The 16,091-nt window shown below is 67.7% G+C and carries 14 protein-coding genes and 1 riboswitch; of the genes, 8 read left to right on the top strand and 6 right to left on the bottom strand.

Going from position 1 to position 16,091, the window contains the following annotated elements:
* Positions 1-49: 49 nt before the first annotated feature.
* From VV867_RS08195 to VV867_RS08185, 3 genes are all read left to right on the top strand, one after another.
* Positions 50-847, top strand: coding sequence for a transporter substrate-binding domain-containing protein (locus VV867_RS08195; RefSeq protein ID WP_109937229.1), 798 nt, complete (start codon positions 50-52; stop codon positions 845-847).
* 72 nt (positions 848-919) lie between these two features.
* Positions 920-1,882 (top strand): amino acid ABC transporter permease, encoded by a 963-nt coding sequence (locus VV867_RS08190; protein WP_109937230.1) that lies wholly within the window; start codon positions 920-922, stop codon positions 1,880-1,882.
* Positions 1,875-2,609: an amino acid ABC transporter ATP-binding protein gene (locus VV867_RS08185; RefSeq protein WP_109937231.1), complete on the top strand. Its 735-nt coding sequence runs from the start codon at positions 1,875-1,877 to the stop codon at positions 2,607-2,609. The genes VV867_RS08190 and VV867_RS08185 overlap by 8 nt, the downstream gene beginning before the upstream one ends.
* Before the next feature lie 497 nt (positions 2,610-3,106).
* On the opposite strand, the gene VV867_RS08180 is transcribed toward VV867_RS08185, so the two are convergent.
* The 6 genes from VV867_RS08180 to VV867_RS08155 all read right to left on the bottom strand — a co-directional run bounded on the left by VV867_RS08180 (position 3,107) and on the right by VV867_RS08155 (position 11,637).
* Positions 3,107-5,110: a DEAD/DEAH box helicase gene (locus tag VV867_RS08180; protein ID WP_275628356.1), complete on the bottom strand. Its 2,004-nt coding sequence runs from the start codon at positions 5,108-5,110 to the stop codon at positions 3,107-3,109.
* A 247-nt stretch (positions 5,111-5,357) separates the two neighbouring features.
* Complete coding sequence (locus tag VV867_RS08175; protein ID WP_328566070.1) at positions 5,358-6,422, bottom strand: hypothetical protein; 1,065 nt, start codon at positions 6,420-6,422, stop codon at positions 5,358-5,360.
* A gap of 69 nt (positions 6,423-6,491) precedes the next feature.
* The gene (gene metF / locus VV867_RS08170) at positions 6,492-7,340 is read right to left on the bottom strand and encodes a methylenetetrahydrofolate reductase [NAD(P)H] (RefSeq protein WP_109937234.1); all 849 of its coding nucleotides are present in this window, start codon (positions 7,338-7,340) and stop codon (positions 6,492-6,494) included.
* 98 nt (positions 7,341-7,438) lie between these two features.
* Positions 7,439-8,848 (bottom strand): adenosylhomocysteinase, encoded by a 1,410-nt coding sequence (gene ahcY, locus VV867_RS08165; RefSeq protein ID WP_328566069.1) that lies wholly within the window; start codon positions 8,846-8,848, stop codon positions 7,439-7,441.
* Positions 8,849-8,870: 22 nt separating this feature from the next.
* Positions 8,871-8,989, bottom strand: a riboswitch (S-adenosyl-L-homocysteine riboswitch).
* Positions 8,990-9,138: 149 nt separating this feature from the next.
* Complete coding sequence (locus VV867_RS08160) at positions 9,139-10,362, bottom strand: CaiB/BaiF CoA transferase family protein (protein ID WP_109937236.1); 1,224 nt, start codon at positions 10,360-10,362, stop codon at positions 9,139-9,141.
* Between the two features lie 93 nt (positions 10,363-10,455).
* Entirely contained in the window at positions 10,456-11,637 is a 1,182-nt protein-coding gene (locus VV867_RS08155; protein WP_275628359.1) for an acyl-CoA dehydrogenase, read from the bottom strand.
* A 214-nt stretch (positions 11,638-11,851) separates the two neighbouring features.
* Here VV867_RS08155 and VV867_RS08150 point away from each other — a divergent pair, with 214 nt between their 5' ends.
* From VV867_RS08150 to VV867_RS08130, 5 genes are all read left to right on the top strand, one after another.
* On the top strand, positions 11,852-12,760 hold the full coding sequence (locus tag VV867_RS08150; protein WP_109937238.1) for a LysR substrate-binding domain-containing protein: 909 nt from the start codon (positions 11,852-11,854) through the stop codon (positions 12,758-12,760).
* A 117-nt stretch (positions 12,761-12,877) separates the two neighbouring features.
* The gene (locus VV867_RS08145) at positions 12,878-13,285 is read left to right on the top strand and encodes an acyl-CoA thioesterase (RefSeq protein ID WP_089389882.1); all 408 of its coding nucleotides are present in this window, start codon (positions 12,878-12,880) and stop codon (positions 13,283-13,285) included.
* 154 nt (positions 13,286-13,439) lie between these two features.
* Entirely contained in the window at positions 13,440-14,447 is a 1,008-nt protein-coding gene (locus tag VV867_RS08140) for an ABC transporter substrate-binding protein (RefSeq protein WP_328566068.1), read from the top strand.
* Positions 14,448-14,507: 60 nt separating this feature from the next.
* Positions 14,508-15,314: an ABC transporter permease gene (locus VV867_RS08135; RefSeq protein WP_089389884.1), complete on the top strand. Its 807-nt coding sequence runs from the start codon at positions 14,508-14,510 to the stop codon at positions 15,312-15,314.
* Positions 15,314-16,090, top strand: a complete 777-nt coding sequence (locus VV867_RS08130) for an ABC transporter ATP-binding protein (protein WP_275628360.1) — start codon at positions 15,314-15,316, stop codon at positions 16,088-16,090. Before VV867_RS08135 ends, VV867_RS08130 begins: the two co-directional genes overlap by 1 nt.
* Position 16,091 lies beyond the last annotated feature (1 nt).

The following is a 16,091-nucleotide window of genomic DNA, read 5'->3' as shown; positions in this document are numbered from 1 at the left end:
CGTGCCGGAGTGCGCACGATTCAATTTCGACTGTCTGGGAGTGTGGGGAATGAAAAAGTATCTGGCATCGCTGCTGGCGGGCGTCTGCGCCCTGGTCGGCGTGACCGCGGCACAGGCCGGCGCCATCGACGAGGCGGTCAAGCGCGGCAGCCTGCGGGTAGGCATGGACCCGACCTACATGCCGTTCGAGATGACCAACAAGCGCGGCCAGATCGTCGGCTTCGAGGTCGACCTGCTCAAGGCCATGGCCAAGTCCATGGGCGTCAAGCTGGAGCTGGTCTCCACCGGCCTGGACGGCATCATCCCGGCGCTGCTGACCGACAAGTTCGACATGATCGGCTCGGGCCTGACCCTGACCCAGGAGCGCAACCTGCGCATCAACTTCACCGAGCCCTTCGCGGTGGTCGGCCAGACCCTGCTGATCCGCAAGGAACTGGAAGGCACCATCAAGTCCTACAAGGACCTGAACGATCCGAAGTACCGCATCACCTCCAAGGTCGGCACCACCGGCGAGTTCGTCGCCAAGAAGCAGTTGGCCAAGGCCCAGTACCACGGCTTCGACAACGAGCCCGAAGCGGTCATGGACGTGGTCAACGGCAAGGCCGACGCCTTCATCTACGACTCGCCCTACAACGTAGTCGCGGTCGGCAAGTTCGGCGCCGGCAAGCTGGTGTTCCTCGACCAGCCGTTCACCTACGAGCCGCTGGCCTTCGGCCTGAAGAAGGGCGACTACGACTCGATCAACTTCATCAACAACTTCCTCAAGCAGATCCACGAGGACGGAACCTACGATCGCCTGCACGACAAGTGGTTCAAGAGCACCGACTGGCTGAAGGACATGGAATAATCCGCGTCCCAAGCTGTTCGACCCGACGCGCAGGCCCCGGCCTGCGCGTTCGCATTTTCACGGTACAGATACGTGACTAGAAACAAACGCCCCACCTGGCCCTGGCATGGGCTGACCGCGCTGATCCTCCTGCTGATCGGCCTGGCCATCTGGTATTCCACCTCGCTGATCTCCTACGAGTGGCGCTGGAACCGCGTTCCCCAGTACTTCGCCTACCAGGCGGAGGAGCCGCAGCGCGCCGAGAGCGTGTCGCGGGTGGAGAAGATCGAGGACTCCGGCCGCGAGGCCCGCGTCACCCTGGTCGGCGACGACGGCCGGCAGCAGGTGCTGAACGTGGCCGGCGACAGCCTGCAGTTCTCCGAGAACGACGACGTCGACGAAGGCGACGTGGTCGGCGTGCAGCGCCACTGGGCCGCCGGCCCGCTGGCCTGGGGCCTGTGGACCACGCTGTGGATCTCCTTCGTGTCCGGCGCGATCGGCCTTGCCATCGGTCTGTTCACCGGCCTCTGCCGGCTGTCGAAGAACCCCACGCTGCACGACCTGTCGACGCTCTATGTCGAGCTGGTGCGCGGGACGCCGCTGCTGGTGCAGATCTTCATCTTCTACTTCTTCATCGGCACCGTGCTCAACCTGTCCCGCGAGTTCGCCGGGGTGGCGGCGCTGGCGCTGTTCACCGGCGCCTACGTGGCCGAGATCGTCCGCGCCGGCGTGCAGTCCATCGCCCGCGGGCAGAACGAGGCGGCGCGTTCCCTGGGCCTGAACGCGGCGCAGTCGATGCGCCACGTGATCCTGCCGCAGGCCTTCAAGCGCGTGCTGCCGCCGCTGGCCGGGCAGTTCATCAGCCTGGTCAAGGACACCTCGCTGGTCTCGGTGATCGCCATCACCGAGCTGACCAAGAGCGGCCGCGAGGCCATCACCACCTCGTTCTCCACCTTCGAGATCTGGTTCTGCGTGGCCGCGCTCTACCTCGTCATCAACCTGCCGCTGTCGCACCTGGCCGGGCGGCTGGAACGGAGGCTCGGGCAAAGTGATTGAAGTCCGCAACCTGACCAAGGTGTTCGACACCCGCGGCCACGTGGTGCGCGCGGTGGACGACGTGACCACCCGCGTGGACAAGGGCGAGGTGGTGGTGGTGATCGGGCCCTCGGGCTCGGGCAAGTCCACCTTCCTGCGCTGCCTCAACGGCCTGGAGGAGTTCGACTCCGGCTCGGTGAGCATCGACGGCCTCGACCTGGCCGACCCGAAGACCGACATCAACGCCTACCGCCGCGAGGTCGGCATGGTGTTCCAGCACTTCAACCTGTTCCCGCACATGACGGTGCTGGAGAACCTGTGCCTGGCGCAGAAGGTGGTGCGCAAGCGCGGCAAGGCCGAGCGCGAGGCGAAGGCCCGGGCGCTGCTGGAGAAGGTCGGCATCGGCCAGAAGGCCAACGAGTACCCCTCGCGCCTGTCCGGCGGCCAGCAGCAGCGCGTGGCCATCGCCCGCGCGCTGTGCATGGACCCCAAGGTGATGCTGTTCGACGAGCCGACCTCGGCGCTGGACCCGGAGATGGTCGGCGAGGTGCTGGACGTGATGAAGGCCCTGGCGGTGGAAGGCATGACCATGGTCTGCGTCACCCACGAGATGGGCTTCGCCCGCGAAGTGGCCGACCGCGTGCTGTTCTTCGACCACGGCAAGCTGCTGGAGGACGCGCCGCCCGCGCAGTTCTTCGAACAGCCGGCCGACCCGCGGGCGCAGAGCTTTTTGCGGCAGGTGCTTTGAGCGTTTGGTGAATGAAGAAGCCGCCTCTTGGGGCGGCTTTTTTATTGCCTGCAGGAGCGAGCTTGCTCGCGAACCGTGTTTCCCTTTGGCCACTGAGTGTCGGTTGAACGCCGCTCCCTCTCCCTAACCCTCTCCCTGAAGGGAGAGGGGACTGTTCGGCGTGAAGTGGTTCTTCAGTACTCGCCGGAAACAGCGGGCTTGCAGGATGACGCTGGACTTTTAAGCAACGCCAGACGGCTCCCTCTCCCTTCAGGGAGAGGGCTGGGGAGAGGGCGCTCTTCGCGAATGCCTGCCGCGAACCAATTCGCGAGCAAGCTCGCTCCTACAGGCCCTGCGCACGGGCAAGTTCCGTAGGATGGGTATCGCGAAGCGATACCCATCACCGCGGCCGCAGGGGGTTCGTGAACTCAACCCATCCTACGGAAGCATCCCGGCGCCACCTTTCCCGCCCACAAGAAAAAACCGCCCCAAGGGGCGGTTTCTTCAACGGCTGGCTATCAGCGGTTGCGCGTCAGCAGAGCCGGGCGTTCGCCCTTGTCGCGGCGCGGTTCCAGTTCTTCCAGCTGCTCGGCGGTAGGGAAGCGGTCGCCGCGAACCAGGTCGCGCTTGTTGATCACCACCGGCTGGCGGGTCGGCTTGGCGGCGCCGTACTCGCTCGGCTCGCGCAGCGGTGCATCGCTCATCAGCGAAGGTTGGCCCTTGCCGCCGCGCTTGCGGGCGGCGCGCTGCTTGCCCTGGGCGTTGCCACCCTGGCCGCCACGGGCCTGGCCGTTGGCGTTCTTGCCGCGGCCGGCCTGGCCACCCTGGCCGGTGCCTTTCTGGCCCTGCTTGCCCTGCTGCTTCTGGCCTTGGCCCTGACCTTGACCCTGGCCCTGGCCGCGGGCGCGCTGGCCTTGCGGGGCCTGCTGGCCCTGGCCCTGGCCGCCACGGCGGCGCTGGCCACGGACCACGTCCTTGTCCGGGAAGGGACTGACGTAGTCGGCGCGGTTGCCGAAGTTGTCGTAGTCGTCGTCGAGGAACTCCTCGGGGTCGCGGTCCGTGCCCTGGGCCTGCGGCTTGGGTTGCCTGGCTGGCTTGGGCTGGCTGTCGCCGCGCGGGGCCTGCTGGCCCTGCTGCTCGCCCTGGGCCTGGACGTCGCCCTTCTTCTTGCCGCGGCCGCCACGGCGGCGGCGCTTGCCAGCGGACTTCTCGCCCGGCTCGGCGCCGTCTTCGGCCTGGGCGGCCTCGGCGGCAGGTTGCGCCTGCTGCGGCTCCCTGTCCTTGGGCTTGCGCTCGCGCTTGGCCTTGTCCTTGCGCGGCTGGCGCTGGGGCTGTTCCCTGGGTTCGGGCAGGGCCACTTCCGGCAGCGTCGCCTCGGGGTCGAAGCCCTGGGTGTCGCCGGCGGGAATCTGCTGCCTGGTCAGGCGCTCGATGGCCTTGAGCAGCTTCTCTTCCTCGGGGGCCACCAGCGAGATGGCCTCGCCGCTGCGCCCGGCACGGCCGGTGCGGCCGATACGGTGGACGTAGTCTTCCTCGACGTTGGGCAGCTCGTAGTTGACCACGTGGGGCAGCTGGTCGATGTCCAGGCCGCGGGCGGCGATGTCGGTGGCCACCAGGATGCGCACGTCGTTGGCCTTGAAGTCGGCCAGGGCCTTGGTGCGCGCGTTCTGGCTCTTGTTGCCGTGGATCGCGGCGGCCGGCAGGCCGTGCTTGCTCAGGTATTCGGCGAGGCGGTTGGCGCCGTGCTTGGTGCGGGTGAAGACCAGCACCTGCTCCCAGGCGCCCAGTGTCACCAGGTGGGCCAGCAGGGCGCGCTTCTGCGCCGAGGGGATGCGGAACACGCGCTGCTCGATGCGCTCGACGGTGGTGTTCGGCGGGGTGACCTCGATGCGCTCGGGGTTGTGCAGCAGCTTGTTGGCGAGGTCGGTGATGTCTTTCGAGAAGGTCGCCGAGAACAGCAGGTTCTGGCGCTTGGGCGGCAGCTTGGCGAGGACCTTCTTGACGTCGTGGATGAAGCCCATGTCGAGCATGCGGTCGGCTTCGTCGAGGACCAGGATCTCCACGTGGGAGAGGTCGACGCTGCCCTGGCCGATGAGGTCGAGCAGGCGGCCGGGGCAGGCCACCAGCACGTCGACGCCCTTGGCCATGGCCTGGACCTGCGGGTTCATGCCGACGCCGCCGAAGATGCAGGCGCTCTTGAGCGGCAGGTCGCGGGCATAGACCTTGAAGCTGTCGTGCACCTGGGCGGCCAGCTCGCGGGTCGGGGTCAGCACCAGCACGCGCGCCTGGCGCGGGCCGTGGCGGTGTTCGCGGTCGGGGTGGCCTTCGGGGAACAGGCGCTCGAGCACCGGAAGGGCGAAGCCACCGGTCTTGCCGGTGCCGGTCTGGGCCGCGACCATCAGGTCGCGACCTTGCAATACGGCGGGAATCGCCCGCTCCTGGACAGGGGTGGGCTGGCTGTAGCCCGCCGCCTCTACTGCGCGGGCCAGCGCCTCGGAGAGACCGAGGGAGGAAAAGGACATGCGGGGTATTCCTATATGGGCCGGCGGCTGGCCGGCGAAAGTGAAGTCACCAAGTTCTTCGAACTCCTCTGTGCCCTCGTCCCCTGGCGGGGATGAGGGGCGGCGCGGGGCGCTGCGTATGCACCCAGGGCCGAGCTACTGGCAGGGGCCCTCGCGGGCTCCTCCGGGGGCCGGCGGCGAAGGCCGCCGGCCTGGGTTTGCGCCCGGCCCCGGAAGGCGAGAGGCGCTGCCAGCGCTGGCCTGCCGTTCAGAGCAGGTCCTGCTGGCGTAGGTGCCGGCGTATCGCCTCGAGCCTTGGGCCGAGGAGATGACGCAACACCTTGTGGTTCAGCCATTCACCGAGCTGTTCTTCCACCGGCTGGTCGGGGTGGCGCTCGATGACGTTGGTCGCGGCCTTTTCCCACCAGACGGGGCCGCAGGCCCGGTCGAACTCGTTGTCGTAATCATGGCACCCGTAGAACAGCTCCAGGCTGAACTGGCGCATCGGGGCCGGCAACGGCAGTGTTCTCAGCTTGTACAGCAGGCGCGCGGCCCGTGGTGGGCGCGGCAGGCGGTCGGTCACCAGTTGGGTGTCGTCGAGAGCCGGGCTGCTGAGAAGGGACGTTCGGTGCTTGTGCAGCCAGGCCTGGACTTTCGCCCGGAACAACTGCTTGCGGCTCCAATAATGGTGGATGAGGTCGGTACAACCGACAGGTTCCAGTTGTCTGTAGGCCGCAATCGCCAGAACGAACTCTTCAAGATTATAGGCTGCGCGGGCAATTGGGTAGAGGTCATCCATCAATTCCAACGAACGGTCGAGTACGCCGGCGTCTTCGCGGGCCAGCCCGATCACCCCGGAATTGATCATCGGCGTCCGTTCGTCGGCCAGCCCGCGGGCCTTCAGGGGCTCGGTCAGCTGCCGGTAGACGGCGGCCGGCGAGTCGCCCAGCAGGTGGCTGACGGCGTTGCACAGCAGGGCGCCGGGCCGCACGCGGGCGAACAGCCGGGCGGGCGATACGCGGAAGAAGGTGTCGGTGTCGATCAGCACGGCGGCGGGCCTTTCGTCGAGCACCTGGCGCAGGGCCACGTGCTTGGCGCGGAAGTGGTAGCGGTGCGGCCCGTACCAGCCGGCCAGGGTGCGCTCGTCGAGGCGGCGCACCCGCACCGGCAGCCCGGCATAGGGGGCGCCGTCATCGGTGATGACCTGGATGTCCAGGTGCAACTGCGGCGTTTCCCGCGCGCGGGCGATGGCGCTGGCGATGCTGAACAGGGCTTCCTGGTGGTAGGTCTGGCGACCGTACACCAGGTAGATCAGGGACGGGGCATGTGCCATGCCATGTGCAACCTCTAGCGTCCTGGCCGGTGAACCGCCGCCCGCTGCGGGCGGCGGAACGCCGTTGCGCTAGCGGGGCAGCTTCAGGTTTTTCCACAGTGCCAGGCTGGGGTCGGCCTGGTTCAGCGTATAGAAATGCAGACCAGGGGCGCCGCCGTCCAGCAGGCGTTCGCACATTTCGGTGATCACCTGCTCGCCGAAGGACTGGATGCTGGCGATGTCGTCGCCGTAGGCTTCCAGCTGCTTGCGGATCCAGCGGGGAATCTCGGCGCCACAGGCATCCGAGAAACGCGCCAGCTTGGAGTAGTTGGTGATCGGCATGATGCCCGGGACGATCGGGATGTCGACGCCCAACTTCTGTGCACGCTCGACGAAGTGGAAATAGCTGTCGGCGTTGAAGAAATACTGCGTGATTGCACTGTCGGCCCCGGCCTTGACCTTGCGTACGAAATTGGCCAGATCGTGCTCGGAATTGCGAGCCTGCGGATGAACTTCCGGGTAGGCAGCGACTTCGATGTGGAAGTGGTCGCCGCTCTCGGCGCGGATGAACTCCACCAGCTCGTTGGCGTAGCGCAGCTCGCCGCTGGCCATGCCCATGCCCGAGGGCAGGTCGCCGCGCAGGGCGACGATGCGCTGGATGCCGGCGTCCTTGTAGTGGGCCAGCAGGGCGCGCAGCTCGGCCTTGGTGTCGCCGACGCAGGACAGGTGCGGCGCGGTGGGGATGCCCACCTCGCCGTCCAGCTGCAGGACGGTGACCAGGGTACGGTCGCGGGTGGAGCCACCGGCGCCGTAGGTGCAGGAGAAGAAGTCCGGCTTGTAGCCGGCCAGCTGGCGCGCGGTGGCCAGCAGTTTTTCATGCCCGGCTTCGGTCTTGGCGGGGAAGAACTCGAAGCTGAAGCGGCGTTCTTGAGAAGACATAGGAGAAGGTTCCCTTCTCAGCGGCGAGCCTCAAGCCACAAGCTGCAAGCGGGACCGAGCCCTGCTTGCAGCCTGCAGCTTGCAGCTTGCAGCTGCTCTTAGTAGCGATAGGTATCCGGCTTGAACGGACCTTCGACGGTAACGCCGATGTACTCGGCCTGTTTCGGCGTCAGCTGGGTGACCACGCCGCCGAAGCCCTTGACCATCTCCAGGGCGACTTCCTCGTCGAGTTTCTTCGGCAGCACCTCGACGCTCAGGCGCTTGGCCTTTTCGCTGGCCGGCAGGTCGGCGAACTTGCGCTCGAACAGGTGGATCTGCGCCAGCACCTGGTTGGCGAAGGAGCCGTCCATGATCCGCGACGGGTGGCCGGTGGCGTTGCCCAGGTTCACCAGGCGGCCTTCGGCGAGCAGGATCAGGTAGTCGTCGTTGTGCGGGTCGAAGCCGTCCTTGCCGGTGCGGTGGATCTTGTGCACCTGCGGCTTGACCTCTTCCCAGGCCCAGGTCTTGCGCATGAAGGCGGTGTCGATCTCGTTGTCGAAGTGGCCGATGTTGCAGACCACGGCGCGCTTCTTCAGAGCCTTGAGCATGCCGGCGTCGCAGACGTTGACGTTGCCGGTGGTGGTGACGATCAGGTCGATCTTGCCCAGCAGGGCGGCGTCGACGCTGGCCTCGGTGCCGTCGTTCACGCCGTTCTTGTACGGGGAAACCACTTCGAAGCCGTCCATGCAGGCCTGCATGGCGCAGATCGGGTCGACTTCCGCGACCTTGACGATCATGCCTTCCTGGCGCAGCGACTGCGCCGAGCCCTTGCCCACGTCGCCGTAGCCGATCACCAGCGCCTGCTTGCCCGACAGCAGGTGGTCGGTGCCGCGCTTGATGGCGTCGTTGAGGCTGTGGCGGCAGCCGTACTTGTTGTCGTTCTTGCTCTTGGTCACCGAGTCGTTGACGTTGATCGCCGGGACTTTCAGGGTGCCGGCCTTGAGCATGTCGAGCAGGCGGTGCACGCCGGTGGTGGTCTCTTCGGTGATGCCGTGGATCTTCTCCAGCATCGCCGGGTACTTCTTGTGCAGGATCTCGGTCAGGTCACCGCCGTCGTCCAGCACCATGTTGGCGTCCCACGGCTGGCCGTCCTTGAGGATGGTCTGCTCGATGCACCATTCGTACTCCTGCTCGGTCTCGCCCTTCCAGGCGAATACCGGGATGCCGGCGGCGGCGATGGCGGCGGCGGCCTGGTCCTGGGTGGAGAAGATGTTGCAGGAGGACCAGCGCACTTCGGCGCCGAGGGCGACCAGGGTCTCGATGAGCACGCCGGTCTGGATGGTCATGTGGATGCAGCCGAGGATCTTCGCGCCTTTCAGCGGCTGGCTGGCGGCGTACTTGCGGCGCAGGCCCATCAGTGCCGGCATCTCGGACTCGGCGATGATCAGCTCGCGGCGGCCCCAGGCGGCCAGGGAAATGTCGGCGACCTTGTAGTCGGTGAAACCGGCAGGCGTCATGACAGCGCTCATGCGTAACTCTCCATTCGTTGTCTGCGAATGGGCGCCGTTGATGCGTTAACGGCCGGCGGACGCCGACCGGGACGCGCCCCGTCCGAGCCTGACAGGCTGAACCCGGTGCGGGTCCGGCCTGCTGCAGCGCCCCTCGGAACGGGTGGCGGGAACGGCCGGAGCGGAGCCGGCCGGTGAAGCCTGCGGATTATAGCGATGCCGGGCGGCAAGCCAAAGGTTTTCCGTCGTCCGCCGGGCCCGCCCGCGCCGCGCCAGGGGCCGTGAATACCCTGGCGCGGCGGCGTGCGGGTTCAGATCACGCCCTGCTCGCGCAGCTTGCCGATGGCGGCGGCGTCCAGGCCGAGCACGTCCTCGAGTATCTGCTCGGTGTGCTGGCCGAGGGTCGGCGGGGCGTTGCGGTACTCGACGGGGGTCTGCGACAGGCGGATCGGGCTGGCCACCTGCGGCACGGTCCCGGCCAGCGGGTGCGGCAGGTCCACGCGCAGGCCGCGGGCGATCACCTGCGGGTCGGCGAACACCTGGGCCAGGTCGTTGATCGGCCCGCAGGGCACGCCGGCCTGCTCCAGCGCGGCGATCCACTGCGCGGTGGTGCGCATCACCGTGGCCTGGCGGATCAGCGGGATGAGCACGTCGCGGTGGGCGACGCGGGCCTTGTTGCTGGCGAAACGTTCGTCGTCGGCCCATTCCGGGTGCCCGGCCAGTTCGCAGAACTTGCGGAACTGCCCGTCGTTGCCGACGGTGAGGATCATGTCGCCGTCGGCGGTGGGGAAGTCCTGGTAGGGCACGATGTTCGGGTGGGCGTTGCCCAGCCGGCGCGGCGGGATGCCGGTGGTCAGGTAGTTCAGCGTCTGGTTGGCCAGGCAGGCCACCTGCACGTCGAGCAGGGCCATGTCGATGTGCTGGCCGATGCCGCTGACGTCGCGGTGGGCGAGGGCGGCGAGGATCGCGGTGGAGGAGTACAGGCCGGTGAGGATGTCGGTCAGCGCCACGCCGACCTTCACCGGGCCGGCGCCTTCCTCGGCGTCGGAGCGCCCGGTGATGCTCATCAGCCCGCCCAGGCCCTGGATCATGAAGTCGTAGCCGGCGCGCTTGGCGTAGGGGCCGGTCTGGCCGAAGCCGGTGATGGAGCAGTAGATCAGCCGGGGGTTGAGCTGCTTCAGCGACGCGTAGTCCAGGCCATAGGCCTTGAGGCCGCCGACCTTGAAGTTCTCCAGCACGATGTCGGCCTTGGCCGCCAGCTCGCGCACCAGGCGCTGGCCCTCGGGCTGGGTGAAGTCGATGGTGAGGGATTTCTTGTTGCGGTTGGCCGACAGGTAGTAGGCCGCCTCGCTGGTGTCGCGGCCCTCGGCGTCCTTGAGGAACGGCGGGCCCCAGGCGCGGGTGTCGTCGCCGCTGCCGGGCCGTTCGATCTTGATCACTTCGGCGCCGAGGTCGGCGAGGATCTGCCCGGCCCAGGGGCCGGCCAGGACGCGGGAAAGGTCGAGAACGCGGATATGCGAGAGGGCGCCGGACATGAAAGCTCCTGGGGCTGCAGGCCACAGGCCGCAGGCTTCAGGCAGAGTCGCTCTTGCCTGCAGCCTGTCGCCTGAAGCCTGCCGCCGCTTCTTTTAGAAAAAGGCCTGGATTCCGGTCTGGGCGCGGCCGAGGATCAGCGCGTGGACGTCGTGGGTACCCTCGTAGGTGTTCACCACTTCCAGGTTGACCAGGTGGCGGGCCACGCCGAACTCGTCGGAGATGCCGTTGCCGCCGAGCATGTCGCGGGCCATGCGGGCGATGTCCAGGGCTTTGCCGCAGCTGTTGCGCTTCATGATCGAGGTGATTTCCACCGCGGCGGTGCCTTCGTCCTTCATCCGGCCCAGGCGCAGGCAGCCCTGCAGGGCGAGGGTGATCTCGGTCTGCATGTCGGCCAGCTTCTTCTGGATCAACTGGTTGGCGGCCAGCGGGCGGCCGAACTGCTTGCGGTCCAGGGTGTACTGGCGGGCAGTGTGCCAGCAGGCCTCGGCGGCGCCCAGGGCGCCCCAGGAGATGCCGTAGCGCGCCGAGTTCAGGCAGGTGAACGGGCCGCGCAGGCCGCGCACCTCGGGGAAGGCGTTCTCTTCGGGGACGAACACGTTGTCCATCACGATCTCGCCGGTGATGGAGGCGCGCAGGCCGACCTTGCCGTGGATGGCCGGGGCGGACAGGCCTTCCCAGCCTTTCTCCAGGACGAAGCCGCGGATCTGGCCTTCGTCGTCCTTGGCCCAGACCACGAAGACGTCGGCGATCGGGCTGTTGGTGATCCACATCTTGGCGCCGGACAGGCGGTAGCCGCCGTCGACCTTCCTGGCGCGGGTGATCATCGAGCCCGGGTCGGAGCCGTGGTTCGGCTCGGTCAGGCCGAAGCAGCCGATCCACTCGCCGCTGGCCAGCTTGGGCAGGTATTTCTGGCGGGTGGCCTCGTTGCCGAACTCGTAGATCGGCACCATGACCAGGGACGACTGCACGCTCATCATCGAGCGGTAGCCGGAGTCGACGCGCTCGACCTCGCGGGCGATCAGGCCGTAGCACACGTAGTTCAGACCGCTGCCACCGTACTCGGCGGGGATGGTCGCGCCGAGCAGGCCGGTCTCGCCCATCTCGCGGAAGATCGCCGGGTCGGTCTGCTCGTGGCGGAAGGCCTCCAGCACGCGCGGGGCCAGCTTGTCCTGGGCGAACTGCTGGGCGCTGTCGCGCACCATGCGCTCTTCTTCGGTGAGTTGCTGATCCAGCAGCAGCGGGTCTTCCCAGTTGAAGCTTGCTTTGGTGGCCATCGGGTTACCTCGGGGCAGTGACAGGGTGTCCGACCAGTTTAGGCGGACGCAGTGCGGTCGATCCTAGTCAGCCGCCGACCGGTGCGGCAACCGACTAATTCGCACGCTGTTGTGCTATTTTCTCACTCCGTGACTGCCCGGGCCCCATGAAACGAATGTTTGAATGGCCTTTTTCCCGGGCTTCGCGGATCACGAGATTCCCAAGAGGCATTCGATGCGGCGCAAGATCCCCACCACCGCGGCGCTGGTCAGCTTCGAGTCGGCGGCGCGCCATGAAAGCTTCACCAAGGCCGCCGAGGAACTGTCGCTGACGCAGAGCGCCATCTGCCGGCAGATCGCCGGGCTCGAGGCGTTCCTCGGCGTCGAGCTGTTCCGCCGTTCGCGGCGCGGCGTCAAGCTCACCGAGGCGGGGCTGGGCTACAGCCGGCGCATCGCCGCGCGGCTCGACGCGGTGGAGCGCGACACCCTGGCGGTGATGGGCCAGCAGGGCGGCGGCAGCATCGAGCTGGCCGTGGTGCCGACCTTCGCCACCCAGTGGCTGCTGCCGCGGCTGAAGGCCTTCAAGGGCCTGTACCCGGAGGTCACGGTCAATCTGACCAACCGCACCCGGCCCTTCCTTTTCGCCGACACCGATTTCGACTGCGCGCTGTACTTCGGCGACGGCGCCTGGTCCGGCACGGTGAAGCACTTCCTCATGCGCGAGAACCCGGTGCCGGTGTGCAGCCCCGAGCTGCTCGAAGGCCGCGCCAGCCTCGGCGCCGAGGAGATCGCCGCGCTGCCGCTGATGCAGCAGACCACCCGGCCCTACGCCTGGCGCCAGTGGTTCGGCTCCCTGGGCATGAGCGTCGCCCACGACATGAGCGGCACCCGCTACGAGCTGTTCTCCATGCTCGCCCAGGCGGCCATGCTGGGCATGGGCGTGGCGCTGATCCCGCCCATGCTGATCCAGCGCGAGCTGGCCGAGGGGCGGCTGATCGTGGCGATGCAACATGCCTATTTGAGCGAAAACGCCTATTACCTGATGATCCCCGAGCGCAAGGTGGAGTCCGCCATCGTCCGCGCCTTCCGCGACTGGCTGGTGGAACAGGCGCGCATCTACCGCGAAGAGGCCGGCCTGGGCTGACCCCGGGCGGGCGCGAAGCGGCGATCCGCGCGATAATCGCGCAGCCGGCGGGGCTCGACCCGTCATCTTGCCTACGAAGGCATCGCGCTCACGAGGCGCAACCAGCAAGGAGTCACCATGAATTTCCACACCCGCAAATGGGTCAAACCCGAAGACCTCAACCCCAACGGCTCGCTGTTCGGCGGCAGCCTGCTGAAGTGGATAGACGAGGAGGCGGCCATCTACGCCATCGTCCAGCTGGGCAACCAGCGCGTGGTCACCAAGTTCATCTCCGAGATCAACTTCGTCAGCTCGGCGCGCACCGGCGACATCATCGAGATGGGCATCACCGCCACCGACTTCGGCCGCACCTCGATCACCCTGACCTGCCACGTGCGCAACAAGATCACCCGCAAGAGCATCCTCACCATCGACAAGATGGTCTTCGTCAACATGGGCCCGGACGGCCTGCCGGCGCCCCACGGCAAGACCGAGATCACCTACATCAAGGACCAGTTCAAGGACGACGACATCGACGAGGCCTGAACCGGGCCCCGGCCTGGCGCCTGCCTCCGGGCCCGCAGCGACGCCGGAGGCTTTGCATCCGCGCGGTTTCGTGTGAGCCTGTGCCCGCCCACGGCGGGTGCGGGCCAACGCGCTCCCCTGCCGTACCACCACAGAAGAAGACCGGGGAGACACCATGCAAGCGCCCATCGCATCCACGCTGCGCCGCCTCGTCGCGGCCACCTGCTGCGCCGTCCTGCTGGGCGGCGCCGCCCAGGCCGCCGAGCCCAAGGCCGACCTCAAGCCCGAGGCCGGCACCTTCAAGATGGGCATGCAGCCCTGGCTGGGCTACGGCCAGTGGTACGTCGCCGAGCAGGCCGGGGCCTTCAAGGCCAACGGCCTGGACCAGGTCGAACTGGTCAACTTCACCGAAGACAAGGACATGAACGCCGCCCTGGCCAGCGGCCAGATCGATGGCGGCAACCTCGCCACCCACACCGCCATGGCCATGGTCGCCGCCGGCCTGCCGGTGAAGATCGTCCTGCTGCTGGACCAGAGCACCAGCGCCGACGCGCTCATCGTCGACCCCTCGATCAAGACGCTGAAAGACCTCAAGGGCAAGCAGGTCGCCTATGAAGAGGGCACCACCAGCGACATCCTCCTGCACAGCGCGCTGCGCAAGGCCGGCCTGAGCCTCGCCGACGTGCAGCCGGTGCCGATGCCGGCGGCCAACGCCGGTTCCGCGCTGATCGCAGGCCAGGTGCCGGCGGCGGTGACCTACGAGCCCTACCTGAGCGCGGCCAGGCAGCAGAACCCGAAAGTGAACCTGCTGTACAAGGGCTCCGACGACCCGGGCATCATCAGCGACGTGTTCGTGGTCCGCGACGAGGTGCTCAAGCAGCGCCCCGGCCAGGTGCTGGCCCTGCTCAAGAGCTGGGAAGCCGGCCTGAAGCACTACCAGGCCCACACCGCCGAAGGCCGCGCGGCCATCGCCAAGGGCGTCGGCGCCGAGCCGGCGGAGCTGCAGAGCGCCTTCGACGGCGTGCGCTTCTATTCCCTGGGCGAGAACAAGGCCGAGCTCAAGGGCGCCTTCGTCAAGGAGTCCTTCGGGCACATCCAGAAGGCCGCCACCGAGGCTGGCATCATCGAGCAGCCGGTGACCCCGGAGCAGGCCGTCGACGCGCGCTTCGCCGAGGCGCTCTGACGCACCCCGCGCGCCGGCCGCAGGGCCGGCGCGCGCTACCCCCGTTACCCTGAGCCTTGCATGAACGCCCGTAAACCTTCCCCGCTGTTCGTCATCGGCAAGCCGCTGGCGCGCCGCCACCTGCTGCTGATCGGCGGCGGCGTGTTCGTCCTGCTGGCCCTGGCCTGGTGGGCGGCCGGCGCCAGCGGCGCGGTGCCGAAGATCTTCCTGCCGGCCCCCGGCGACGTCTGGGCGCGCATGCTCAGGCTGGCCGCCGATGGCACCCTGTGGGCCGACCTGAAGGTCAGCGTCTACCGCATCCTGGTGGCCTTCGCGATTTCCTCGGCGATGTCCATCGTCATCGGCGTGTTCGCCGGCTGCTACGGCTTCTGGAAGGCCGCCACCGAGCCGCTGGTGGACTTCGTGCGCTACATGCCGGTGGTGGCCTTCGTGCCGCTGAGCATCCTCTGGGCCGGCACCAGCGACTTGCAGAAATTCCTCATCATCTGGATCGGCACCTTCTTCCAGCAGGTGCTGATGGTGATGGACGCCATCAAGCGCGTGCCGCCGGACTTCGTCGGCCTCGGCCGGACCCTGGGCATGCCGGACCGGCGCATCCTCCTGAAGATCGTCCTGCCCAGCGCCCTGCCGGGCATCTGGGACGCCCTGCGGATCAGCCTGGGCTGGGCCTGGACCTGGCTGGTGCTGGCCGAGCTGGTGGCCGCCACCTCGGGCCTGGGCTACCGCATCGTGGTGTCGCAGCGCTTCTTCCAGACCGACACCATCATCGGCTACATCCTGCTGCTCGGCCTGCTGGGGCTGGTCACCGACCAGGCCATGCGCGCCGCCGAGCGCGTCCTGTTCCGCTACAACCGGAGGCGCGGCTGATGGCGACCCTGGAGATTTCCGGCCTGAACAAGAGCTTCCAGGTTGGCAAGCAGCGCCGCGAGGTGCTGCGCAACATCGACCTGACCCTGGCGGACAACGAGTTCGTCTCCATCGTCGGCACCTCCGGCTGCGGCAAGAGCACCCTGCTGTCCATCGCCGCAGGGCTCGAGGACTTCGACAGCGGCAGCGTCAAGGTCGACGGCGTACCCATCGCCGGCCCCGGCCTGGACCGCGGCGTGGTGTTCCAGGCCTACACCCTGCTGCCCTGGCTGACCGCGCGGCAGAACGTGGAGTTCGCCCTCAAGGCCGCCGGCCGCTCGCGCGCCGAGTGCCGCGAGATCGCCGCCGAGCACCTGCAGCTGGTGAAGCTGGAGAAGTTCGCCGACGCCTACCCCACGGAGCTTTCCGGCGGCATGAAGCAGCGCGTGGCGATCGCCCGGGCGCTGTCCTACCGGCCGAAGATCCTGCTGATGGACGAGCCCTTCGGCGCGCTGGACGCCATGACCCGCCACCAGATGCAGGAGCTGCTCACGCGCATCTGGGAGACGCACCGGCTGACGGTGATGTTCGTCACCCACGACGTCGAGGAGGCGGTCTACCTGTCCGACCGCATCGTGGTCATGGGCCTGGGCCCGGGGCGGATCAAGACCACCTTCGACGTGGGCCTGCCCCGCCCGCGCCGCGAGGAGATGGCCGGCAGCGCCGAATTCATCGAGCTGCAGCGCCAGGTGCTGCGCTCGATCCGCGAGGAAGAGGCCGGCGTCGCCGTGCTCTGAG

The sequence above is a fragment of the Pseudomonas sp. JH-2 genome, assembly GCF_036231725.1.
In the GTDB taxonomy this organism is placed as follows: Bacteria; Pseudomonadota; Gammaproteobacteria; order Pseudomonadales; family Pseudomonadaceae; genus Pseudomonas; species Pseudomonas delhiensis.
Note: the sequence above shows the minus strand (reverse complement) of the source record. Positions and strands in the feature narration are given on the sequence as shown.